At 61.1% G+C, this 23,905-nt stretch carries 21 protein-coding genes; 4 read left to right on the top strand and 17 right to left on the bottom strand.

The genetic code is table 11. The features are described from left to right. Window positions 1-4: 4 nt before the first annotated feature. From U5A67_RS01680 to rfbB, 6 genes are all read right to left on the bottom strand, one after another. Window positions 5-826 carry an ABC transporter permease gene (locus tag U5A67_RS01680; RefSeq protein ID WP_321814289.1) on the bottom strand — a complete coding sequence of 274 codons (822 nt, stop codon included), beginning with the start codon at window positions 824-826 and terminating at the stop codon, window positions 5-7. Further along, the gene (locus U5A67_RS01675) at window positions 826-2,241 is read right to left on the bottom strand and encodes a mannose-1-phosphate guanylyltransferase/mannose-6-phosphate isomerase (RefSeq protein WP_321814288.1); all 1,416 of its coding nucleotides are present in this window, start codon (window positions 2,239-2,241) and stop codon (window positions 826-828) included. Before U5A67_RS01675 ends, U5A67_RS01680 begins: the two co-directional genes overlap by 1 nt. Before the next feature lie 825 nt (window positions 2,242-3,066). Next, window positions 3,067-4,020 carry a dTDP-4-dehydrorhamnose reductase gene (rfbD, locus tag U5A67_RS01670; protein WP_321814287.1) on the bottom strand — a complete coding sequence of 318 codons (954 nt, stop codon included), beginning with the start codon at window positions 4,018-4,020 and terminating at the stop codon, window positions 3,067-3,069. Further along, window positions 4,013-4,564 carry a dTDP-4-dehydrorhamnose 3,5-epimerase gene (rfbC, locus tag U5A67_RS01665; protein ID WP_321814286.1) on the bottom strand — a complete coding sequence of 184 codons (552 nt, stop codon included), beginning with the start codon at window positions 4,562-4,564 and terminating at the stop codon, window positions 4,013-4,015. Before rfbC ends, rfbD begins: the two co-directional genes overlap by 8 nt. Then, the gene (gene rfbA, locus U5A67_RS01660; protein ID WP_205981265.1) at window positions 4,561-5,442 is read right to left on the bottom strand and encodes a glucose-1-phosphate thymidylyltransferase RfbA; all 882 of its coding nucleotides are present in this window, start codon (window positions 5,440-5,442) and stop codon (window positions 4,561-4,563) included. Before rfbA ends, rfbC begins: the two co-directional genes overlap by 4 nt. Before the next feature lie 9 nt (window positions 5,443-5,451). Further along, complete coding sequence (gene rfbB / locus U5A67_RS01655; protein WP_321814285.1) at window positions 5,452-6,513, bottom strand: dTDP-glucose 4,6-dehydratase; 1,062 nt, start codon at window positions 6,511-6,513, stop codon at window positions 5,452-5,454. A 325-nt stretch (window positions 6,514-6,838) separates the two neighbouring features. On the opposite strand from rfbB, the gene U5A67_RS01650 reads away from it, so the two are divergent. After that, window positions 6,839-7,708 (top strand): symmetrical bis(5'-nucleosyl)-tetraphosphatase, encoded by an 870-nt coding sequence (locus U5A67_RS01650; RefSeq protein WP_321814284.1) that lies wholly within the window; start codon window positions 6,839-6,841, stop codon window positions 7,706-7,708. A 27-nt stretch (window positions 7,709-7,735) separates the two neighbouring features. On the opposite strand, the gene U5A67_RS01645 is transcribed toward U5A67_RS01650, so the two are convergent. The 7 genes from U5A67_RS01645 to U5A67_RS01615 all read right to left on the bottom strand — a co-directional run bounded on the left by U5A67_RS01645 (window position 7,736) and on the right by U5A67_RS01615 (window position 14,310). Next, window positions 7,736-8,497, bottom strand: a complete 762-nt coding sequence (locus tag U5A67_RS01645; protein ID WP_321814283.1) for a lysophospholipid acyltransferase family protein — start codon at window positions 8,495-8,497, stop codon at window positions 7,736-7,738. Window positions 8,498-8,556: 59 nt separating this feature from the next. Continuing rightward, the gene (locus U5A67_RS01640) at window positions 8,557-9,846 is read right to left on the bottom strand and encodes a dihydroorotase (RefSeq protein ID WP_321814282.1); all 1,290 of its coding nucleotides are present in this window, start codon (window positions 9,844-9,846) and stop codon (window positions 8,557-8,559) included. 29 nt (window positions 9,847-9,875) lie between these two features. Then, entirely contained in the window at window positions 9,876-10,907 is a 1,032-nt protein-coding gene (locus tag U5A67_RS01635) for an aspartate carbamoyltransferase catalytic subunit (RefSeq protein ID WP_321814281.1), read from the bottom strand. 93 nt (window positions 10,908-11,000) lie between these two features. Further along, window positions 11,001-11,435 (bottom strand): Holliday junction resolvase RuvX, encoded by a 435-nt coding sequence (ruvX, locus tag U5A67_RS01630; RefSeq protein WP_241023174.1) that lies wholly within the window; start codon window positions 11,433-11,435, stop codon window positions 11,001-11,003. Beyond that, the gene (locus U5A67_RS01625; RefSeq protein ID WP_205981271.1) at window positions 11,432-12,010 is read right to left on the bottom strand and encodes a YqgE/AlgH family protein; all 579 of its coding nucleotides are present in this window, start codon (window positions 12,008-12,010) and stop codon (window positions 11,432-11,434) included. Before U5A67_RS01625 ends, ruvX begins: the two co-directional genes overlap by 4 nt. Before the next feature lie 208 nt (window positions 12,011-12,218). Beyond that, window positions 12,219-13,751: a hypothetical protein gene (locus tag U5A67_RS01620; protein WP_321814280.1), complete on the bottom strand. Its 1,533-nt coding sequence runs from the start codon at window positions 13,749-13,751 to the stop codon at window positions 12,219-12,221. 388 nt (window positions 13,752-14,139) lie between these two features. Further along, on the bottom strand, window positions 14,140-14,310 hold the full coding sequence (locus U5A67_RS01615; protein WP_006400971.1) for a rubredoxin: 171 nt from the start codon (window positions 14,308-14,310) through the stop codon (window positions 14,140-14,142). 338 nt (window positions 14,311-14,648) lie between these two features. Here U5A67_RS01615 and U5A67_RS01610 point away from each other — a divergent pair, with 338 nt between their 5' ends. Next, window positions 14,649-15,533 carry a hydroxymethylpyrimidine/phosphomethylpyrimidine kinase gene (locus U5A67_RS01610; RefSeq protein WP_321814279.1) on the top strand — a complete coding sequence of 295 codons (885 nt, stop codon included), beginning with the start codon at window positions 14,649-14,651 and terminating at the stop codon, window positions 15,531-15,533. A gap of 252 nt (window positions 15,534-15,785) precedes the next feature. Continuing rightward, complete coding sequence (locus tag U5A67_RS01605; protein WP_321814278.1) at window positions 15,786-16,739, top strand: glycosyltransferase family 2 protein; 954 nt, start codon at window positions 15,786-15,788, stop codon at window positions 16,737-16,739. Between the two features lie 120 nt (window positions 16,740-16,859). Here U5A67_RS01605 and groL read toward each other — a convergent pair whose 3' ends face one another. The 4 genes from groL to U5A67_RS01585 all read right to left on the bottom strand — a co-directional run bounded on the left by groL (window position 16,860) and on the right by U5A67_RS01585 (window position 22,370). Further along, window positions 16,860-18,500 (bottom strand): chaperonin GroEL, encoded by a 1,641-nt coding sequence (gene groL, locus U5A67_RS01600; protein ID WP_205981274.1) that lies wholly within the window; start codon window positions 18,498-18,500, stop codon window positions 16,860-16,862. Between the two features lie 44 nt (window positions 18,501-18,544). Continuing rightward, window positions 18,545-18,835 carry a co-chaperone GroES gene (locus U5A67_RS01595; RefSeq protein WP_205981275.1) on the bottom strand — a complete coding sequence of 97 codons (291 nt, stop codon included), beginning with the start codon at window positions 18,833-18,835 and terminating at the stop codon, window positions 18,545-18,547. 548 nt (window positions 18,836-19,383) lie between these two features. Next, window positions 19,384-21,255, bottom strand: coding sequence for an HAD-IIIC family phosphatase (locus U5A67_RS01590; protein ID WP_321814277.1), 1,872 nt, complete (start codon window positions 21,253-21,255; stop codon window positions 19,384-19,386). A 176-nt stretch (window positions 21,256-21,431) separates the two neighbouring features. Continuing rightward, window positions 21,432-22,370 (bottom strand): glycosyltransferase family 2 protein, encoded by a 939-nt coding sequence (locus tag U5A67_RS01585; RefSeq protein WP_321814276.1) that lies wholly within the window; start codon window positions 22,368-22,370, stop codon window positions 21,432-21,434. A gap of 774 nt (window positions 22,371-23,144) precedes the next feature. Between U5A67_RS01585 and U5A67_RS01580 the strand changes: the two genes are divergently transcribed. Beyond that, complete coding sequence (locus U5A67_RS01580; RefSeq protein WP_321814275.1) at window positions 23,145-23,855, top strand: 4'-phosphopantetheinyl transferase family protein; 711 nt, start codon at window positions 23,145-23,147, stop codon at window positions 23,853-23,855. The last annotated feature ends 50 nt before the right edge of the window (window positions 23,856-23,905 follow it).

Below are 23,905 nucleotides of genomic sequence, written 5' to 3'. Positions count from 1 at the left end.
GATGTCAAAGCCAGTATGGAACCCGGTTGCGGGTGCGACGCATCAGCAAATGCGCGAACGCAAAGCCGACTATCAGCATGCCCAGTGACCACGCCCACGACTCCCAGAGCAGCGGACGCCCCATCAGCGGCGCACGCACGAGTTCGATCAGGTGATAAAGCGGGTTGTAACTCGCGACCCATGCGCGCGACTTCAGCACTTCCGGCGACCACATCACCGGCGTGAAGAAGAAGGCGACCTGAATCAGGTTCGAAACAATCGGTTGAATGTCGCGAAAGCGCGTGCACAGCACGCCGAGCACCACGCTCAGCCAGACGCCCTGCAGGAACAGCAGGAACAGCGCGACCGGCACCAGCAACAACTCGAAGCCGATCGGACGCTTGAGCACGACGAGCAACACGACAACGACCGGCAAGCTGTGCAGCAGAATGACGAAGTTACGCCAGACGATACGACAGACGTGCACGGTCAACGGTATGCGTATCTGCTTGATGAGATACGCCGAGCCGATGAAGGCATTACACCCTTCGTTCGCCACGGTCGACAAAAAGCCCCACACCACCAGCCCGATCGCGAGATAGGGCAGATATTCGTGGATATCCTGATGCAATAGTTCGGAGTACAACGCACCGAGCACGACCACCATGATGGCCGTGCTGAGCGTGAACCAGAAAGGCCCGATAACCGAGCGGCGATAACGCTGCCGGATGTCGTGCCAGCCAAGCGTGCCCCAGACGCGGACAGCCCGCAGGCCGGCCATCAGGTCATCACGGCCATCGTGGCTGGCCAGATCCTTATTACCTCGATCGATGATAGCGCTACTCATCAGGCCCGCCCGTACACGTCCTCGAAGCGAACGATGTCGTCTTCGCCGAGATATTCGCCGCTTTGCACCTCAATCATCACAAGGCCCACAACGCCGGGATTTTCCAGCCGATGCTTGTGGCCAGCGGGGATATAGGTGGACTCGTTGGTCGACACGAGGAATTCATTGTCGCCATTGACGACCTTTGCCATGCCGCTCACCACGATCCAATGTTCGCTGCGGTGGTGATGCATCTGCAGGCTCAGGCTTGCGCCCGGCTTGACTTCGATACGCTTGATCTTAAAGCGCGGGCCATCTTCGAGGATGGTGTATGTGCCCCACGGGCGATGCACCGTGCGATGCAGCTTGTGCGCCTCATGGCCGCGCGCCTTCAAGGCCGCGTAGATATGCTTGACGTCCTGCGCACGATCGCGGTTGGCGATCAGCAGCGCATCCGGCGTGTCGATCACGATCAGGTTATCGACGCCCACCGCGCCGATCAGACGATCGCGGCTCTGGAAATAACAGTTGTCGACATCGTGCAGCAGCGCCTCGCCTTCGACGCGATTGCCATGGTTGTCGGCCTCGCACAGCTCGCTCACCGCGGTCCACGAACCAATGTCGCTCCAGCCGATCGAGCACGGCACAACGGCTGCCTGGGTGCACTTCTCCATGACTGCATAGTCGATGGAGTTATCCGGCACCATGTTGAAACTGCCAGGCGACAGTTGCACCTGCGTCCAGCCCTCGCCTTCCGACGTGCGGGAGTCGCGCAGGCACGCTTCCGTGCTTTCGAGAATTTCCGGGCAGTGCTGCTTCAGTTCGCGCAGCATCGCTTCTGCCGTAAAGCAGAAAATGCCCGAATTCCAGAGGTATCGACCCGATTCGAGATATTCGCGGGCCTTGTCGAGCGACGGCTTTTCAACGAAGCGCAGCACCGTGTTGCCGTCTGCTTCGATGTAGCCATAACCCGTTTCCGGCGACTCCGGCATGATGCCGAACGTGACGATACGCCCTTCAGCCGCGAGCGCCTGCGCCTTGGCGACGGCGGCTGCGAAAGCGGCTTCGTCGGCGATCAGATGGTCGGCGGCCAGCACCAGCATGGTGGTCTTCGGACCGCTCGTGCGAGCGATATGCAGGGCGGCAGCGGCAACTGCTGCAGCCGTATTGCGGCCGAACGGTTCACAGATATACGAGGTGGCCACGCCATGCTCGTTGACTTCGCGATAATCGTCTTCCGTCTTGAAGAACAGATCGCGGTTTGTCACCGTGAGAATTTGATTCACACCGTCCAGCGAGGCCGCGCGCAAAAATGCCTTCTGCAGCAAGCTTTGACCGTCGGCAAGACGAATGAAGGGTTTCGGATGCGACTCGCGTGACACCGGCCATAGTCGGGAGCCGGCTCCGCCGCACAGAATAATAGGGATCAGACTCACAAATTCCTCTCTGATACGCTGCGCTGTTGATGTATTTTTCGGATGACGATGTTTTCACCCATGGGGCGCGGCTCGTGGCCGCTTCACTAAGACAGCGCTGATCGTGCCAGCCCCCGGACACCCCGCCGATATGGGCCGTTCAGGCACTCCATAGTTACATTCTATCTGCTGTTCAGCAAGCCAGCGATCTGTAATTGCTACAAATTGCAAGTCCAGCACCGCATTATTGCGATAACAATTATGAAGATTTTGCACGGCCGCCGCGGCGTGATACGCGCTTTCCCATATAGGTGCTGATCAATCAACGCTTACATACCAGACAGCAATACGTAACAATTCGGAACCTCAAAGACCTGTTACGCATAAGATTTGAAAGAGGAGCAATAAAAAGGGCGCTTATCGATAACCGACTTCTATCGCCTCCCGCGTAAAAAAGTTCGACCGTTCAATTCCTCTTCCAATGTGTGCGTAAGTTTTGTAACTGAAACGGTGTTATCCGCGTTCAGTCCACTGCCAGTGAATTCCGCACTGCCAAAGAACGTTAGCGAAAATGTTAGCTGACTGACAGATACGCGGAGCCAACACCAAGGACGACTTGTCGCACGTCTGCGCAAAAAAAATGCCCGGACAATGCCGGGCTACATGAGTGATTTGTGGCGTGTTGAAATCCGATTGCAAGTTTGCGCTGTGAGGACAACGCGAAACCTTTCGGAGCAAACCGGATTGTGCGCGCGGAAGCTCCCTGTCCTTCGCAGAATATTGAGGAGTCGAAACGTCTGATGAATGTGGCGTAGCGGCGGTCGTTGACGGCGCTACGGCCCCCGTTCACGCGATTGAACTGTGGCGAATCTGCAACTGAAAACACAACCCGAGCGCCGCTTGCCAGTCCGGCACCTGAAGCCCGAACTGCTGCGCGAGTTTTTCGCATGACAAACGCGAATTGAGCGGACGGCGCGCCGGCGTCGGGTATTGATCGCTGCCGATCGGCTTCACAATCACGCCAACCAGGCCCGCAGCCGCGAAGACCGCCCGCGCGAAACCCGCCCACGACGTCTGGCCGCCCGAAGTCAGGTGATAGACGCCCGAACGCTGCGTCCACCACGCGTCGTCATGCGCGCCGTCGCAATGCAATGCCGCCACATGTGCACTCATCGCCGCGATGGTCGCGCTCCACGTAGGCGCGCCGATCTGATCGTCGACAACGGAAAGTTCGGTGCGCCCTTCCCGCGCGAGCCGCAGCATCGTCAGCAAAAAGTTGCGCCCGGTTGCACCGTACACCCAGCTCGTGCGAAAGATCAGATGTTTGCCGCCGACTGCTTCGATCGCGCGCTCGCCGGCCAGTTTGGTTTCGCCGTAGACGTTGAGCGGACTGGGGGCATCGGTTTCGACGTACGGACGCTCGAGCGCGCCGTCGAACACATAGTCGGTCGAATAGTGCAACAGCAGCCCGCCCGTCCGGCTCGCTTCTTCGGCGAGCACGCGCGGCAGATCGGTATTGATGCGGCGCGCCGCTTCCACATCGCTTTCCGCGCGATCGACTGCCGTATAAGCCGCGGCGTTGACGATCAGATCGGGTCGCAGTTCGCGCATGACCTCGCGCACGCGGTCGAGATCGGCAAGATCGAGGCGCGCACGGTCGAGCGCCACAATGTCTCCCAGGCCCTGCAAAGCACGCAGCGACTCGCCGCCAACCTGCCCGCCCGTTCCTGTGACGACAATCGTCGGCCGTCTTGCGCCTGTCTTGCCTTCGCGAATCCCGCCAGCCATCGCATCACTCATACGTCTGCGCCTGCGCGAGCGGCAAGCCCTGAGCATCCTTTGCAGCGAGCGTAGGCGCGCCGTCGAGCGGCCATTCGATGCCGATCGCCGGATCGCTCCACAGCAAGCTGCGCTCGTGTTCGGGATACCAGTAGTCGGTGGTCTTGTAGAGCATTTCCGCGACGTCCGACACCGCGACGAAACCATGTGCGAAGCCAGGTGGCACCCACAATTGCCGACGGTTTTCCGCAGACAAGGTCACGCCGACCCATTGGCCGAAGGTGGGCGAAGACCGCCGGACGTCGACCGCCACGTCGAACACTTCGCCGGCGATGACTCGCACGAGCTTGCCCTGCGCATGTTCGATCTGATAGTGCAGACCGCGCAGCACGCCCTTGCTCGAGCGCGAATGATTGTCCTGAACGAACTCGACGCCGGCCTGCACTTGCTCGGCGAAAGCGCGGCCATTGAAGCTCTCGAAGAAGAAACCGCGGGCGTCGCCGAACACGCGCGGCTCGATGATTTTGACTTCGCTCAGCGCGGTAGGAATAACCGTGATGCTCATATGACCTGCGACGAAAGAAGATTCATCAAATATTTGCCGTAGCTATTCTTCGCGAGCGGCGCGGCAAGCTGCTGCAACTGCTCAGCGCCGATCCAGTTGCGGCGGAAGGCGATTTCCTCGGGACAGGCAACCATCAGGCCCTGGCGCTTTTGCAAGGTCGCAATGAAAGTGGCCGCTTCGATCAGCGAATCGTGCGTGCCGGTATCGAGCCACGCGAAACCCCGCCCCATGATCTCCACGTCAAGCGCGTTTTCGCGCAGATAGTGCAGATTGACGTCGGTGATTTCGAGTTCGCCGCGCGCAGACGGCTTGATCTGCGCCGCGATATCGCACACGCGATTGTCATAAAAATACAGCCCGGTCACCGCGTAGTTCGAGCGCGGCTTGACGGGCTTTTCTTCGATCGACAGCGCGCGAAAATCCGCATCGAATTCGACCACGCCATAGCGTTCCGGGTCCTGCACGTGATACGCGAACACCGTCGCGCCCGAAGTCTGCGCATTCGCATGTTCGAGCTGGGCTGCGAGATCGTGGCCGTAGAAGATATTGTCGCCAAGGATCAGAGCCGACGGGTCGTTGCCGACGAACGAGCGGCCAATCACGAAGGCCTGCGCCAGACCATCCGGCGAAGGCTGCACCGCGTACTCGAGCTGCATGCCCCATTGACTGCCGTCGCCGAGCATCGCCTGAAAACGCGGCGTGTCCTGCGGCGTGGAAATGATCAGCACCTCGCGTATCCCCGCGATCATCAGCGTGGACAGAGGATAGTAGATCATCGGTTTGTCATAAACCGGCAACAGTTGTTTGGAGACGGCGTGGGTGATCGGATACAGCCGTGTGCCCGAACCACCGGCCAGGATAATGCCTTTGCGAGCCATGCCGCCCCCTTAGTCGCGCTGCGCGTAGTTGGTTTCGATCCAGTTGCGGTAAGCGCCCGAGGCAACCTCGTCGACCCACTCCTGGTGATCCAGATACCAGCGCACCGTTTTCGCGAGACCGCTTTCGAAGGTTTCCACGGGACGCCAGCCAAGTTCGCGCTCGATCTTGCGCGCGTCGATCGCGTAACGGCGGTCGTGACCGGGACGATCGGCTACATAGGTGACCTGATCGCGATACGAACCCGCCTGCTTCGGCTTCATCTCGTCAAGCAGGCGACACAATTCGCCGACCACTTCGAGATTGGTTTTCTCGTTCCAGCCGCCAACGTTATACGTTTCGCCCGGCGTGCCGCGCGCGAGCACTTCGCGGATCGCGCTGCAGTGATCGCCGACATACAGCCAGTCGCGCACGTTGCGGCCATCGCCGTATACCGGCAGCGCCTTGCCCGCCAGCGCATTGGCGATCATCAGCGGGATCAGCTTTTCCGGGAACTGGTTCGGACCGTAGTTGTTCGAGCAGTTGGTGATGAGCGTGGGCAGGCCGTAGGTGTGATGCCAGGCGCGCACGAGATGGTCCGAACCCGCCTTGCTCGCCGAATACGGGCTGTTGGGCGTGTAAGGCGTCGTTTCGGTGAACGGGGCGTCGCTGTCGCCCAGCGAGCCGAAAACTTCGTCGGTCGAGACGTGCAGGAAGCGGAATGCGGCGCGCTCGTCGGCATCGAGCGTGTTCCAGTGCTGGCGCGCGGCCTCGAGCAGCGTAAAGGTGCCGACGAGATTCGTCTGAATGAAATCGGCCGGACCGTGGATCGAGCGATCTACGTGGCTTTCGGCCGCGAAATGGACCACCGCGCGAGGGCGATGTTGCGCGAACAGCGCGTCGAGCGCCGCCCGATCGCAGATATCGACCCGGGCGAACACATGGCCTGGGTGGTCGCGCAACGACGCGAGCGTACTGGCATTGCCCGCATAGGTGAGCTTATCGACGTTGAGAACGGCTTCGCCGGATTGACCAAGCCAGTCGAGCACAAAATTGGCGCCGATGAACCCCGCGCCGCCCGTAACCAGGATCATGAAATTGCCTGACGATCTGTGGTGAATAGAAAGTGTGCGGCGCAGTCTGCCGCCGCGCGATGCGCCGCGCGTAGCGCGATAGAGGCGATACGGGCGGCACGTGATTAGCCCGCCAATTATACTGGCACGGACTTGCCGCCCAGCATCGCATAAATACGATTCGATCCACGTCAAAGCGGCCGCTGCGGCAACGGCCTTCACGTCATGACAGACACCAGCGACGCTTTGCTGCCGCTCTCGTGCCGCAGTGCTGCAAAAGGCGCGCATATTCTGCTATTTTGCAGCGTAGCAATCGCGCAGCAACTCCGTTTTCCATCGTGCCCCAATGACCAACCCTCCTTCTCGCGTCGTCGCCCCTCTTGCTTTTGGTGATCTTCAAGGCTGCCTCACCCCTTTCCGCGCACTGCTGGCCAAGGCGAACCCTTCGCCCGACACGCCGCTCTGGTTTGCGGGCGACCTTGTCAATCGCGGGCCGCAGTCGCTGGAGACCTTGCGCGAACTGATGGCGCTCGGCGAGCGCGCGGTAGCGGTGCTCGGCAATCACGATCTCCATCTGCTGTCGGTCTCGGCGGGCATTCGCAAGGCGAAGAAGGATGACACGATCAACACGATCCTGAGCGCGCCGGACGCGGCCGATCTGCTGCATTGGGTGCGTCATCGCCCGCTCGCGCATTGGGATCAGGGAATGCTGATGGTGCATGCGGGCGTGCTGCCGCAATGGGACTCCGCGCTCGCGATGGAAGCAGCCGAAGAACTTCAGAAAGCATTACGCCGCGACGACTGGAAGACCACGCTCGCGGGTTTGTACGGCAATGCGCCAGCCCGCTGGAGCAAAGATCTCACGGGCATTGATCGCCTGCGCGTCACCTGCAATGCGCTGACGCGCATGCGCTTTTGCGACGCCAGAGGCGAGATGGATTTCACGGTCAGCGGCGGCCTGGATTCGGCCCCCGAAGGCTGCATGCCATGGTTCGATGTGCCGGGACGGCGCACCAGCGACGTCACCGTCGTGTTCGGCCATTGGGCCGCGCTGGGCCTCACGCTGCGCAAGAACGTGATCGGGCTCGATTCGGGTTGCGTGTGGGGCGAGAAGCTATCTGCCGTGCGCCTCGAAGCCGACCCGTATCAACGCGTACTCACGCAGGTGCCGTGCGAAAGCTGCCGGGCCGTAGCGGGAAGTGGCGGCGGCAATTAAGCCGGATCACCCGCTGCGAGCTGGCGCTCAGCCCGCTTGCGCCACACGCTCTGGGGCGCCACGCATCGCCTCCAGCGCCGCCCCCACCGCATCCTGCGCACTCGCCGCCAGCTTGCGCCTATCATCGCCCGGCTCGATCGCGTCGCATACAAACACATGTGCCGTGATCGGCCCGCTCTTGAGCATGGCGTCGAGCGAATCCTTCAGCGACAGATCGTCGATATACGCCGGCGCCGTCGACTGCCTGCCCTGCGCATCCTCGTACATGATGCAGACCGGCTGCACCGGCCGTCCCGCCGAAACCGGCGCCTGGAACATATTCGAGTGAAACGGCTTGAGCGCGAGCCCATCCGTGGTCGTCCCTTCCGGGAACACGCACATCAACTCGCCACGCTCCAGCCGCGAAGCCAGTTCGTGCATGATTCGCCGCGCCTCGCTGCGCTTTTCGCGCTCGATAAACACCGTATCGAGATTCGCCGCGAACCAGCCGATCAGCGGCCAGCTACGCACCTCCGCCTTCGACACGAACGGCGTCGGCCGCCACGCGTTAATCACGTAGATATCGATCCACGAAATATGATTGCTGACGACCAGCGCGCCCGCATCCAGACGTGCCGAATCGTTATGGACAACGAGCTTCATGCCGCACAGGGCGAGCATCCTGAGCGACCAGGCGCGGTTCAGCGCATGACGTTGCTCGGGTGTAGCGCGCGGAAAACGCACGCCGACGGTCCAGGCGCCGCGCAGCAGGTGGCCAAGCAAACGGGCTTTGCGAAAGAAGAGACTCATGGCTGGGTCAGGGTCGAAGTCGGCTTACGGGTATCTCAGTGGCCAGCGCTGTGGCCAGATCAGTGGCGCTCTACATTGCGTTCGAAGCCGATGCGTCCTGCCACCAGCGTCGCGCGCACCACGGCGGGCAAGTCGTAGCCGAGGAACGGCGTATTGTGCCCCTGGCTCCGGAGCGCGCGCGGTTCGACCTGCCAGCGCGCGTGCGCATCGAATACGCAGAGATCGGCGCTCGAACCCACCGCGAGGCGTCCCGCATCCTTGCCGATCACCGCAGCCGGCGCCGACGAAATTCGCGCCAGCGCCTTCGCCAGCGGCAGACTCGCCTCTTCGGCCCACTTCGCGGTCAGCGACAGCAGCAGTTCGAGCCCCGTCGCGCCGGGCGTGGCTTCGGCGAACGGCAGCAGCTTTTCGTCGTCGTCCACCGGCGTGTGCTGCGAGCAGATCGCGTCGATGGTGCCATCGGCCACGCCCGCACGCAGCGCATCGCGATCGCGTTGCTGACGCAGTGGCGGATCGAGGCGGAACTGCGCGTCGAAGTAGCCGATATCGGTATCGGTCAGATGCAGATGATTGGCGGTGACGTCGCAGGTCACGGGCAGGCCTTCGGCCTTCGCCTCGCGCACCAGCGCCACGCCCGCCGCCGACGACAGATGCTGCACGTGCACGCGCGCGCCCGTCACGCGCATCAATTCGAACAGCGTAAAGAGCGCGATGGTTTCCGCGCTGACCGGCACGCCCGACAACCCAAGACGCGAGGCCAGCGCACCGCTCGCCGCTACGCCGCCTTTCGACAGAAACGGGTCCTGCGGACGCAGCCACACCGGGTAGCGATACGTGCTCGCGTACTGCAGGGCGCGCATCAGCACCTGGGTATCGGCGATCGGCGAATCGGCCTGCGTGAAGCCGATACAGCCGGCTTCGGTCAGCGACACCATTTCCGTGATCACAGCGCCCTTCAGACCCACTGTGAGCGCGCCGAGCGGATGCACATTGGCGCGTTCAAGCTTGCCCGCGCGGTATTTGAGCATTTCGACCAGACCGGCTTCGTCGAGCACCGGATCGGTGTCGGGCGGGCACACGAGGCTCGTCACGCCGCCCGCGAGCGCCGCATTCATCTCGGAATCGAGCGTCGCCTTATGTTCGTAGCCCGGCTCGCGCAGACGCGCGCTCAGATCGACGAAACCGGGCGCGACCATCAGCCCGCGCGCATCGATCGAACGCTCGGCCTGAAAACCCGCCGGCGCCGTGCCGACGGCGGCGATCTTGCCACCGTCGATAAAGATGTCCTGCTGCTTTTCGGTGCCCGCGACCGGATCGATCAGCGTGCCGCCTTGAATATGAATCTTCATGCGCTGCCTTCTCTGCTCTTGTCCAGTCGTTAGTCGATGTCTGCGTTCTTGCCGGCGACGATGCCCATCACCGCCATGCGCACCGCGATGCCGAAGCTCACCTGATCGAGGATCACCGACTGCGGGCCGTCCGCGACCTGCGAGTCGATCTCGACGCCACGGTTCATCGGCCCCGGATGCATCACGATCGCATCGGGCGCGGCCAGCGCAAGACGCTCGGGCGTAAGGCCCCAGCTCTTGAAATACTCCTGCGCCGACGGCAGCAGCGCGCCGCTCATGCGCTCGTTCTGCAGGCGCAGCATGATGATCACGTCCACATCCTTCAACCCTTCGTCGAGGTTGTGGAACACGCGCACGCCCATCTGTTCGAGACCGCCCGGCAGCAGCGTGCGCGGACCGATCGCGCGCACTTCCGGCACACCCAGCGTCGTGAGCGCATGGATATCCGAGCGCGCAACCCGCGAATGCAGAATGTCGCCGACGATCGCCACGCGCAGATTGGTGAAATCCTTCTTGTAGTGGCGGATCGTGTACATGTCGAGCAGGCCTTGCGTCGGGTGCGCGTGGCGCCCGTCACCGGCGTTGATCACGTGCACGTGCGGCGCGCAATGCTCGGCGATCAGATACGGCGCGCCGCTCGACGCGTGACGCACGACGAACATATCGGCATGCATCGCCGACAGATTGCCGATGGTATCGAGCAGCGATTCGCCCTTGCTCGTCGACGATGCGTTGATGTTCAGGTTCAGCACATCCGCCGAAAGACGCTTGGCGGCGATCTCGAAGGTCGTGCGCGTGCGCGTCGAGTTCTCGAAAAACAGGTTGAACACCGATTTGCCGCGCAACAGCGGCACATTCTTCACGTCGCGGTCCGAAACGCTCACGAACTGCGTGGCGGTATCGAGCACCTGATTGATGATCGCGCGCGGCAAGCCCTCGATCGACAGCAGATGCTTGAGTTCGCCGTTCTTCGTGAGCTGCGGATTGCCTTTCAGAAAGCCGTAGCGAAACCGCTTGTCGGCGGCATTGGCGGCCGATGCGGGCGTGGGCTGTGTATTCATCGCTTGAGTCCTGCGCGAATGGCTTGCTGGGAGAAATTCAAAAGGTGTGCCGCGTGGCGGGCCAGGCTGATTGGACACATCACGCGGGCAAGGTCAGGCGGGAGGCAGTTCGTCGAGGTATTGCTGCAGGATCACGCAGGCCGCTTCAGCGTCGATATGCTCAACGCGTTCGCCGCGCTCGCGCAGACGCGATTCGGCATCCACCGACGAATAGCGCTCGTCCACCCATTCCACAGGCAGATTGAAGCGTCCGTTGAGCTGATTGCCGAAGCGCTTCGCCTGCTTCGTCATGACGTGCGGCGTGCCGTCGGGATGGGTCGGCAGGCCCACCACGAGACGGTCGGGCTGCCATTCGCGCAGCAGCGCGGCAACGGCTTCAAAACGGGAATCGATGCTGCGGTTCTGGATCACGGTGAGCGCACGGGCGCTGCGCGTGAGCGCATTGCCCAGCGCCACGCCAATGCGCTTTTCGCCATAATCGAAGGCCAGCAGGGTCGCCTCGGCGGCGCCTCGCCCCGCCACGCTCATGCGTGACCCGCTTCGCCCGACAGCATCGTCGAGGAAATGCCGAGCAGCGCGAGCGCCGCTTCGAAACGTTCTTCGGCGGGCACGTCGAACACGATCTTCGGATCGGCTTCGACCGTCAGCCAGCCGTTTTTCGAGATTTCGTCTTCGAGCTGACCCGCGCCCCATCCGGCATGGCCGAGCGTAAGCAGAAACTGATCGGGGCCAGTCCCGCTGGCGACCGCTTCGAGCACGTCCTTCGAGGTGGTCATTTCCAGACCGCCGGGCACGGACATCGACGAGGTGTAGTTAATGCCCGTCTTGGGCGCGTGCAGCACGAAGCCGCGCTCGGTCTGCACCGGACCGCCGAAATAGACGGGCACGTGCAGCAGCGGTTCGATTTCGAGCTTGAGGTCGATGCGGGAAAACAGCGCTTCCAGATCGATATCGGTAGGACGATTGATCACGAGACCGAGCGCACCGCGCTCAGAATGATCGCAAAGGTAGACCACCGTTCCTGAAAACGTGGGGTCCGCCATATTGGGCATGGCGATCAGGAACTGGTTGGTCAGATTGATGCGATCGTTACTTTTGGACATGGTTTGAATTCTAGCAAAGACGATACGGATTGGCGGCGGCCTGCCAGGCCCTGCGGCTGCACCGCGGGCGCCCCGTAGCGCGGGGAATGGCTCACTCTAACATGCTCGCGCGGCACGCCTGCAACGTGGGGTTTTGGCGCGCCACTAGCTGTACACCACTCGCCGTGTGCCACTAGCCATGCGCGACGAACCCGCCGCCGCTGTTGGGCTAGCGCGATGCGAGCGGCGTCGCGGCTGCAGATACACCGACCGCAGCCCCATTTGCTCCACCGACGATCGCCGCGCCGAGCGCACGCACCGCGGCGCCGGAATCGGGCTGCGCGACGCCCGCCGCGACCTTGTGCAGCATGGCGCGCAAGGCTTCATTGGCGTGCTCGACGGCGTCCGTATCCGGGATCGCCAGCGGCGTGGCGCCATACGAACCGTTCTGGTTACCGGCCGCAACCGCTGCGTGCGCAGTGCGCCGCCACGCAAGGCCGAGCGCATCCGCCAGCAGCCCGACGTGCCCCAGGCCCAAGGCCCACGCCGCCGCACCGATCCGGTACGCGGCTTCCGCCGCCACCAGCGCGGCGGCCGGATCGGCGGGTGCGCCAGCCGGGCGCAGCGACAGCGCACGCGTCTGGGTGCCGAGCGCGAGCATCGCGGCATCGGCCGTCTGCAGAAAATCCTCGTAGGCATTGCCGTTGACGACTAGCGCGCCCAGATCCCGCATGGGCGCGACGCGCGTGGCCAGCGCATCGGCACGGGCCGCGCCCTCTTCCCAGAGCGCTTCCGAAGCCTGCGTGCCCGCCACATGCCAATCGACGGTCAGGCCGTAATCGTTCAGCAGCTCGACATCGGCGGTATCTTCCGCAGCCGCGCCGAACAACGCGTAATCGCGCCACAACAGCGCGAGCGCGCTGCGCACGAGCGACTGCGGCACGACGCGCAAACCGCGCACTTGCTCGCCGATCAACAGATTGCAGCGCGCATAAAACCGGCGCACATCTTCGTCGCCCCAATACGCGACGCCATTGCGCAGCACCCGCCCGCAGGCCGAGGCCAGACGCCAGAAGTCGTAGGGATCGTCGCTGGCCAGATCGGCGAAACACGCGTCCATCTCGCCGAAGGCGGCTTGCGCGAGCGCATCGGCGGCACGGTTGCCGTTGGTCTGGCGCGTTTTGAGCGCAGGCAACAGCGCCGATTCGAAGCGCGCCCGCGCCTGCGCGAGAAGCTGGGCCGGCTGCGCCGCCAACGTGGCGACGGCGATCGGACGGCCGTGCAGCGCCACATCCTCATAGGCGAGCGAGACGCCCGGCGCATGTTCGGCGATGGCATCGACAAGCTTGCGCTGGCGCGCGTAGAGCGTCGTCGAACAGGCCAGTTCGCGCAGATTGTGGCGTTCGAGCGCGGCGCAAAGTTCGGTCAAGGCATCGCGAAACGCCTCGCGGATCGCGCCTTCGTCCGGCAAATCGTGGTCCTGCGCAGGCCGCGGCGGCATGCCGGGCGGCGGCGGCGTAGGCACGTATGCCGCAAGCGCCAGCGGCGAGGCGAGCAACAACGTGTCGGCGAAGCGCGCAGCGGCCAGCCAGCCCGCGTCGCGCAGCGTGCGCGCCGCCTGACGCAGCGGTCTTGCGACGTCGCGCTGCTCGTCGAGCGCTTGGCCGGCATTGGCGAGCGCAGCATGCGCGAACGGCACGTGGCCACCACGCGGATTGGGCAGCGCTTCGAAACGGGCGTCTGACGTTGAATGAGGGGTCATGATGCTAAGGCAGCGCCGGGGACGGTTGCGAACGATTGCGAACAGTTGCGAACGGCTGCAGGCGGACCTGCGCGATAACGGGCATCAACGTCCGACAATGACAGATTTCGCATCGTCGAGCCGCGCAGCCGGCCGGCAGCGGTGGCGGAAAGCGCCATTACACCTTCGGCTTGCGCGCTTGACTTGCGCGCTAGAGACACCGGCAGGTCGACGAGCAGCAATTCGCGCGCCTCGCCTGCAGCGGTGGCTGCGTAAAGTCGCGGAAATCTTGCCGCCTGAACCGCAACAAGAATGCAGCAACAACAAAAGTACGCGACACGTTCGCAATGCCGACGCGGCGGCGAACGGGCTTACGCCCCGCGCCGCTGCGGCACGATCGAGGCCAGCCTCAGATCTGGACCATCTCGAAGTCTTCCTTGCGCGCGCCGCATTCGGGGCAGGTCCAGTTGATGGGCACATCTTCCCAGCGCGTGCCGGGCGCAATGCCTTCGTCTGGCAAACCGGCTTCTTCGTCGTAGATCCAGCCGCAGATCAGACACATCCAGCTTTTATATTCCATTCTTATACCGCGTCGAAAAGTCCAAAAAACCGCGCGCCCCGGGCCCAGAATGGAGCGGACGCAGACGGTCGGGAAAATTGCCAGGTACCGGCCAGACGATGATTCCGCACCGGCCAGGTAATAAGAGCCATGATGGTACCGTGTTGCCGTTTTTATGCCTAGCAAGCTTGCCAGGGACAACGCGCTTCCCTGGCGCCGGATCAAGCGAAAAATCCCTCATCCCACCGGCCATCCGTCCCCCGCTACGCCCGACAGACGGCATAATCGAAGCGATAGCAACGCCATAGCAACAGACAAGCAGCCGCAACGAGCCAACCCTTCTTTTCCCGTCCACGTCCATGCCCGGCGACACCCCTCCCATCGTCCTTACCTTCGGCCTTACCGATCCGACCGGCGGCAGCGGCCTGCAAGCCGACTTGCTCACGCTCGCGAGCATGGGCTGCCACGGCGTCAGCGTGCTCACGGGCTACACCGTGCGCGACTCGGCAGGCTGTGACGAAGTCACCGGCCTCGATCCCGAGACCGTCGCCAGCCAGGCGCGCATGCTGCTCGAAGACATGCCCGTGGCGGCCTTCAAGGTCGGCGCCGGCGCGCGCGCGGAAGTGGTCAGCGCGATCGCCGAAGTCGTCGCCGATTACGACGAAGTGCCGCTCGTGCTCGCGCCCGACTTCACGCTCGACGACGAACACGTGCTGGCCGCCGATGAACTGCGCGAAACCGTCACCGATCTGCTGGTGCCGCAAACCACCCTGCTGGTCGCCGATGTCTCCGTGCTGCTAGCGCTCGCGCAACCCGACGGCGACTCAGAGCCGCCGGGCATCGACGCCGCGATCTCGCAACTGCTCGCGACCGGCTGCGAATACATTCTGGCGCTGGAGACGGGTTCGCATCGTCTGGTGAACACGCTCTACAGCGAGGAAGGCCAGGTACGCCAGGATCTCTGGGACCGCACCAACCAGCCGATGCTCGGCGTCACCGACACGCTCGGCTCCGCAATCGCCGCGCTGCTCGCGAACGGTCAGGAACCGCCCGAAGCGGTGCGCGAGGCGCAGGAATATCTCTATCAGGCCGTGCAGAGCGCGTTCCGCCCCGGCATGGGCGCGTGGATGCCCGACCGCTTCTTCTGGGCACGCAGCAACGACGACGAGGATGCGGACGACGCCTCCGGCGACGATGCAGGCGATGCTGGCAAGACCCCGCCAGGCGGCGAAGCGCGACACTGATTGCGGCACTGGGCGAACGAGGCGCGGGCGTCAAGCCCACGCCTCACGTGTTGCGCGGGGGCAGCGCGGATCATTACAAAGAATTACTGGCGCTATACTCCCGCCCTCCAGATAAACATAACGCCGCCCGCGCCGCGCCAAAGCCACACTCGCGCTAGCCCCGCGCGATAGATTGCGATAATCCGCGAGACCGCGCGGTAGCACGCAAGGGCCACTCGCGGCCACGGGCGCACCCCAATACACCGCTACCCCATGTCCCGCACACTTCTGTCGCTGGTCGTACCGTTCTACAACGAGGAAGACTCGATCCCGGTCTTCTTCGCGCAGGTCATTCCCGCGCTCGAAGCCATCGACACGGTCGACTTCGAAATCGTCTGCGTCAACGACGGCAGCAAGGACCGCACGCTGCCGCTGCTCGTGAACGCCACTCAAATCGACGCGCGCGTGCGCGCGATCGATCTCTCGCGCAACTTTGGCAAGGAAGCCGCGCTGTCGGCCGGTCTCGTCGAAGCACGCGGCGATATCGTCGTTCCCTTCGACGCCGATCTGCAAGACCCGCCCGAAGTCATCGCCCAGCTGGTGAGCAAATGGCGCGAAGGTTTCGACGTCGTGCTCGCCAAGCGCGCGGACCGCAGCTCGGACAGCTACATGAAGCGCCAGTCGGCCGGCGGTTTCTATCGCCTGCACAACAAACTGGCCGATGTGAAGATTCCCGAGAACGTCGGCGATTTTCGCCTGATGACGCGCGAAGTGGTCGATACGCTGAACGCGCTGCCGGAATCGCGCCGATTCATGAAGGGCTTGTTCGCGTGGGTCGGTTTTCGTACCGCCGAAGTCACCTACGTGCGCCACGCGCGCGTGGCCGGCACGACGAAATTTTCCGGCTGGAAGTTGTGGAATTTTGCGCTCGAAGGCATCACGAGCTTCAGCACCGTGCCCTTGCGCATGTGGACGTATTTCGGCCTGCTGGTGGCCGTGAGCGCATTTCTCTACGCGGCTTATCTTGTGATCCGCACAATGGTGCGCGGCATCGACGTGCCAGGCTATGCGTCGATCTTCGTGTCGCTGCTGTTTTTCAGCGGCGTGCAGATGATCGGCATCGGCGTGATCGGCGAATATATCGGCCGGATTTATCTGGAGTCCAAGCGCAGACCGCTCTATGTAATTCGCCGGCGCTACGGCAACGGCAGCCGCGAAGAAAGCTGAAAAACCCAGACCCGCATTTTCGCGCGTGCATAAAAAAACCCGCATCGCTGCGGGTTTTTTCTTGAGGGACGCCTTTCAGCATCCCTCTGCATTTCAACGTAATCGCGATTAAAACCGCAATTACATGTCCATGCCCATGCCGCCCATGCCGCCGGGCATGCCGCCGGGCATCGGTGCATCTTCCTTCGCGACTTCAACCACGGCTGCGTCCGTCGTCAGGAGCAGGCCAGCGACCGAAGCTGCGTTTTGCAGTGCCGTGCGCGTCACCTTCGTCGGGTCGACCACGCCTGCTTCGACCATGTCGACGTACTCGCCCGTCGCTGCGTTGTAGCCGTAGTTGCCCGAACCCTGAGCAACTGCTGCCACGACGACCGACGCTTCTTCGCCACCGTTGGTGACGATCTGGCGCAGCGGCTCTTCCATTGCGCGCAGGACGATCTTGATACCTGCGTCCTGGTCTGCGTTGGCGCCCTTCAGGCCCGTCACAGCAACGCGAGCACGGATCAGTGCCACGCCGCCGCCCGGGACGATGCCTTCTTCAACGGCAGCGCGGGTTGCGTGCAGCGCGTCTTCCACGCGTGCCTTCTTTTCCTTCATTTCGACTTCGGTCGCAGCGCCAACCTTGATCACTGCAACGCCGCCTGCCAGCTTGGCAACGCGCTCTTGCAGCTTTTCACGGTCGTAGTCCGACGTCGCTTCTTCGATCTGCGTGCGGATTTGCTTGACGCGCGCTTCGATGCTTGCGGCTTCGCCTGCACCGTCGATGATCGTCGTGTTTTCCTTGCCCACTTCGATGCGCTTCGCTTGACCGAGTTCGTTCAGCGTTGCCTTTTCGAGCGTCAGGCCGGTTTCTTCCGCGACGACTTGACCGCCGGTCAGGATCGCGATGTCTTCCAGCATGGCCTTGCGGCGGTCGCCGAAGCCCGGAGCCTTGACAGCAACCGTCTTCAGGATGCCACGGATGTTGTTGACGACCAGCGTAGCCAGGGCTTCGCCTTCGACGTCTTCAGCGATGATCAGCAGCGGACGGCCAGCCTTCGCGACTTGTTCCAGGATCGGCAGCAGATCGCGGATGTTCGAGATCTTCTTGTCGAACAGCAGGACAAACGGGTTGTCCAGAACGGCGACTTGCTTGTCCGGGTTGTTGATGAAGTACGGCGACAGGTAGCCGCGGTCGAACTGCATACCTTCGACGACTTCGAGTTCGTCTTGCAGCGACTTGCCGTCTTCAACGGTGATGACGCCTTCCTTGCCGACCTTGTCCATCGCTTCAGCGATACGGTCGCCGATCGACGAATCGCTGTTCGCCGAGATCGAGCCGACTTGCGCGATTTCCTTGTTGGTCGTGCAGGGCTTGCTCAGCTTGCGCAGTTCTTCGATTGCCGAAGCAACTGCCTTGTCGATGCCGCGCTTCAGGTCCATCGGGTTCATGCCCGATGCGACGTACTTCATGCCTTCGCGAACGATCGATTGCGCGAGGACGGTTGCCGTCGTCGTGCCGTCGCCTGCGTTGTCGCTGGTCTTGGAAGCGACTTCCTTGACCATTTGCGCGCCCATGTTCTGGAGCTTGTCTTTCAGCTCGATTTCCTTCGCGACCGAGACACCGTCCTTGGTGACCGTCGGGCCGCCGAACGAGCGCTCGAGGACCACGTTGCGGCCCTTCGGACCCAGCGTGACCTTCACTGCGTTGGCGAGAATGTTCACGCCTTCAACCATCTTGGAACGGGCGGAATCGCCGAACACGACGTCTTTAGCTGCCATCTTCTAACTCCTTGAATTCTTGATGAATGTGCGGTGGGCTGAACTTACTTCTGCACCACGGCCATGATGTCTTCTTCGCGCATCACGAGCAGTTCGCTGCCATCGACCTTGACGGTCTGGCCAGCGTACTTGCCGAACAGGACGCGATCGCCGACCTTGACGTCGAGTGCGATCAGGGAGCCCTTGTCGTCACGCTTGCCCGGGCCCGTGGCCAGGACTTCACCTTGATCCGGCTTTTCTGCCGCTGCGTCCGGGATCACGATGCCCGAAGCGGTCTTGGTTTCTTGATCCAGGCGCTTAACGATCACGCGATCATGCAAAGGACGAAGGTTCATGGATAGATCCTCTCTCTTGATTGGGACTTGAAGAGACTCAAGAAAACCTGGTTGGCGAAGCTGCCAGCCAGAGATGTTTGTACACCGAGCGTTGTTAGCACTCTCATGTGGTGAGTGCTAATTATATGGACGCGTAGTGACAAATTCAAGAACGGGGGAGCGAGGAAAATGTGAATACCCAGAACGAGCCTTCCGACGGCCGGCCGGCGAGCACCTAGGCGCACGCAATCTTTTCATTTTTCTTTTAAAAACAGGGAGTTACATCACTAATACAGGCCACGACCAGAAAAAAATGGCGTGATTTCATGGCCAGCGCGACGACGTAATCACACTCGCCGCGTAATCGGAAGGAAAAAAACCTGGGGAAATTCCTGAGATCGATCGATATTAGGGCTCGATCGTTGAGGATGGACCACGCGGAAGTCAGGTCGTCGGCGCTAGAGACCGCAGCGAATGTGCTAGTGAGGGTGATGTGCCTGAGCGAAGAGATACCGCTGCAATGAACAGCGATCAAACCCTCGCCCTGGCATCTGTAACGAAAGTGTCTCCTAGATTTTGACCGGCGGAAACTCCGGCGTTCCAAGGTTTTCGATCTCGATGTAGCGCGGCGGCTCATTTGCCGTGCGCGTGTACAAGCCATCCTTGGTTTTCGCGAAACCAATCCGTTCGAAGTAATCGTGACAGGTCGCATTCCTGCCGGTGTCGATGAGTTCGGCCGTCACCTCGCTACGCGACTTGAGCGCCAGGCGCGTCGCAACCGCACCCACTACCAGTTCCGCGCCCAACCCAAATACACGGCACGACAACACCACCTGAACGATACTGCTACCTTTGATCAGACAGACTGAGATAATGCCGTTGTCGATCAGTTTGTCGCGCAACGACGAAACGACGCAATACCCGCCTTGGCGCAGGAAAGCCTCGAACTCCGACTTTTCCCATCGTTTGCCCGTCGTATTGAACTGATTCGTCTTGTTGATCAGTTCGAAGGCACGATCGAAATACTTGGATCGCGGACTCTCGATCAGGAAAAACGACTGACGCAGTTTGAGCGAGGCAAGCCACTCTTCGCGCGAAACACTGCTCTGCACATCTGCTTGGCTCTCGCGCTGCGAGATGGCGCGCACCAGCTCGGTCCGCCGCGAAGACTCTTCGCTCACAAAAGGCACCTGCGTTTCAGACGAACGCAGAACGATGCGCCTCCAGTCATAGTGATTACCGCCAAGGCAGCGTATTTCCGGAATTGCGGCTTTCACCTCGGACAATTCGCGATCGTTGTCGTCGATAAAAACGCAGTTCGCCGGCAGCAAATTGACTTCCTTGAGAATCTCGCGGATGTTTTGCGATTTCGGCTGCCAGTTAATACGTACGCTGGCGAAATCATCCAATGTGATCGCGCCGCGCCAGATTGCGTTGAACCGCTCAATGGTTGGTGCTTCGTCATTCTTGCTGCAGATGGCCAACAGACCGCCCCGCTTCTTGAAGAACAGCAAGGCTTCAGCGAGCCCGACGGGCCAGCCTTCGATGCGCTGGTCCACGCCCATGCTTTCGCCTTCCGCGGCAACACCGCGCCACATGGTGTCGTCCAGGTCGACGACAATCAGCTTGACCGGATCTCGCTGCTTCGCGACCTTGTAGATGGTTTCGATTCTGGAAAGCAGCAAAAGCGTATATTCGCGCGCCGCGACTTCATAGGTGAGCATATTGCCGATCGCTTTCGGTGCGTTCAGCCGGTTTGCGTCAAGCTTGAAATCCCAATCGTTGATGAAAGAAGCGTGCGTGCTACTGGCCAGCACGTCGTCCTGCAAGTGGCGGCGTCCAATGAAATTCAGAATCTCATTGGAATCAAGGAAGAAGCAGTTATTGGTTTTGCGCACCGCACGAGACAAAAGGCGGTTGATTTCGCGCACGAGATACGCCGGCGAAGTGGGATCGAATGGATCGATCACGTCGCCCATGTAATTGAAGCCAGGTTCGAAAAAAGACAGGAAAAGCACGGGAATCGCCGGGATTTTATTGGCGATCTCCGTGACCTGCTGCGAGAGCATTGCCTCCGTGCGCTCCAGAAGCACGCGCGCTTCTTCCTCCGTGCGAAGCCGGGCGAATACCATGTCGACTTCGGGCTCCGGCGTTTGTGTCACCTCGCTCAGGATATGCCGCAAGGTGAGTCCGACCACGGCCACGTCGTCGTCCGGTGCGGCGGCAGGCACGAGCGTATGGCGCTTCGAGCCCATCAGCACATGCCGTATGGTGTGCCCGGAATTAGCGCTGCGCTTGACGAGCATGTCGACTGCGCACGTGCCAAGCAGAAGGATATTGAGCTTGAGCGGCCCGCTCGCCAGCGGCGTCGGGGGCAGGGGCAAATTCACCTGTCTATCGGCAACGGAGCCGTAAAACAGATCGCGAACAAATTGACGCATTTCACCCCCAGAATCGGACCGTGTCAGTCACGCACCACTTTTATGATCGCTTGCGGCGTCTGCGCAAAACCTGTCTTTCGCCGATGCAAAAACGATTAAAGCAGAGCGGCCGCCCATCCTCTGTGCGCCGACATACACTCCCCGAGCGACATCCAGGCTGGGACGCGCCGTCGCACTCAGGCGGAATAATCCCGAATCTGAATCTTTTGCCTCAGCTTCTTCATGACACGCACCCCGTCCCTGCCAACGATCAATCTCACGAACAAAGGCAGCCAGCCCTTATCGGGCATATTGATTTCGCCAAGCACAATCTTGCTGACAATGCCGAACCGCAACATCACACTTAGTCTCTTGTAAATCAGCACATCAAATATGAATGAAGAGGCGTGCCGCTTCGACATTATTCTTCTGTATTTATTAAAAAATACCAGACTGGGTTCATAGCCCGGCACTTCGGAAATCCTCAAGCCGCCACCATTCAGCGAATACTCAGAAAGTGTATCGTGCACGTAGATAAATTTGCATCCGAGTATGTCTGCGTGTATCGCAAAATCCCAATCCTGATGTCTGCGCAAGAGTCCATCGAAACTGATGAGCGGATACTGATGACGCCACATCATGATGGACGACGTCTGAATATAGCCGCCCTCCAGCAGGATGAAATCGAGCATCGACTGACCGTCGTAGGGGATCGCGTTTCCCGGCATGCGCTGGTTTCCGTCAATCAACATGACGTTGCTAAACAGCACTCTGGCTTCGTGGTCCGGCGGTTTGGGACCGAGTTCTGCAATACACCGCTCGAGCTTGCCGGGAAGCCACCGATCATCCGCGTCCAGGAAGGCGATGAGATCACCAGTTGCTTCCTCGATACCTTTGTTCCTGCACCATGCGGCTCCGCGATTCCTTGTTTCCCGGATCAGCCGCAGCTTGATGTCTGCGCCACAATGACTCGGTAGTTCGAATTGAGAAGCGGACGCATCATCAACAACAATAATTTCCCATGGAACCACCGTCTGGCTGGCTATGGACTCGATTGCGACCCAAAGCAAATCGAGCCTGTTGTAGTGTGGAATCACCACACTGACGTTACAGGCGCCGTCTAAATCGCCGCGCATTCCGCACCTCGAATCTGGATTTCGAAGAATTCTTCACACGAACGACAACATCACTCAATTTGCATCGCAATCCTAACCATTAGCATTGAATGAGAATCCGTTCGTCGATCGATATAGCGTTCCACTGCGCATTACCGTCCACCGCAATTAATTACAATTAATTACGCGAGCATACGTTTTCATGAGAAGAAATGAAAAAACTCAATTCCGCCCACTAATGAGCACTGCCGTCCGGCTTACTGGCGCGGGCACATGGCGTATTTCTTCCAGAACACGCGCATCGGCGCCGTTCGGAATCGCATACAACGGATAACTTTGAAAAAAAGCAGTCGAAACTTGCTCGCGGTGCCTCGTATCGCGTCGCAAAGACTATCGGTATTGCTGATTTCCACGACCGTAGCAAGACTGAAGCGAATACACAGTCGTTACTTTCATACCAGGCAAACGCACGGCAGACGTACGACAACGGCCAGGCGATTGGGTTGCGCGGTGCGAATCCGCCACAAGCTGCACAAAACGATCGGCTCCGTTGCAAACGCTTGTGGCCAGACAACCGAGCGAACTACGCCATCGTATAACGAGGTCCATATCGCTTCCGTGGGCTGCCCAACAATACTGCGCGAGTTTCGGACGAAGAATGAAGGGGCCTCAAACAATCATGGGGGATCGCACGAAAACAGCGCGCAGGCGCACATCGAATGCAAAGTTGCGCCTTATAGAATCGGGCCACGATTGTGTCATCAGTTCAGTTCGCCCCTTCTGCACAGGCTCACAATGTTTTACGCGACTCTCGCACCGCCCGCTGCGCACGAAGTGCATGTCTGGCAGTGGAACCTCGATGTAGACGACGCCAAACGCGACCTGTATTGGGAGACGCTATCGCGCGAGGAGCAGGAGCGCGCCGGCCATTTTTGTTTCGAGCGCCACCGTCGTCGTTTCATTGCGGGACGTGGACAACTGCGCCGCTTGCTTGGCGACTATCTCGATCTCGCGCCACAGGCACTCACGCTCGCCTATGGCCCGGAAGGCAAGCCTTTCTGCGCGAGCCAGCCCGATAACTGGACGCTCCATTTCAACCTGAGCCACAGCGAGAACACCGCAGCACTCGCCATTGCGAACGGGCTAGAGATCGGTATCGATATCGAATGCATTCGCCCGTTCGACGAAAGTATGCCGGTCGAAGTTTTCGCGAAGCGCGAGCGCGCGCACTTCGACGCGCTATTCGACCCGCAGCGCCAGGCGATTTTCTTTGAAACCTGGGCACGCAAGGAAGCCTGTCTGAAGGCACTCGGCACCGGCTTTGTATTGCCGCCCGATCATTTCGAATTCGATCTCTCGCTACGTGGTGACACCACGCCCCGCTATGTCGCGGGCGATGCGAACGAAGCTACGCATTGGCGCGTTCGCGCGCTCACGACGATCGCGAATTGCGCCGGCGCAGTCGCGGCCCGGGACGCGACATGGTCGCTCGTCTTCAAGAACTGACGCCCCTTACGCACCCAGGCACGCGATCTGTGTGGCAGCGCACAGAAGCC

The sequence above is a fragment of the Paraburkholderia sp. J69-1 genome, from assembly GCF_905220255.1.
Classification (GTDB): domain Bacteria; phylum Pseudomonadota; class Gammaproteobacteria; order Burkholderiales; family Burkholderiaceae; genus Paraburkholderia.
The sequence above is the reverse complement of the archived record's forward strand: the minus strand, read 5'-3'. Positions and strand labels throughout refer to the sequence as shown.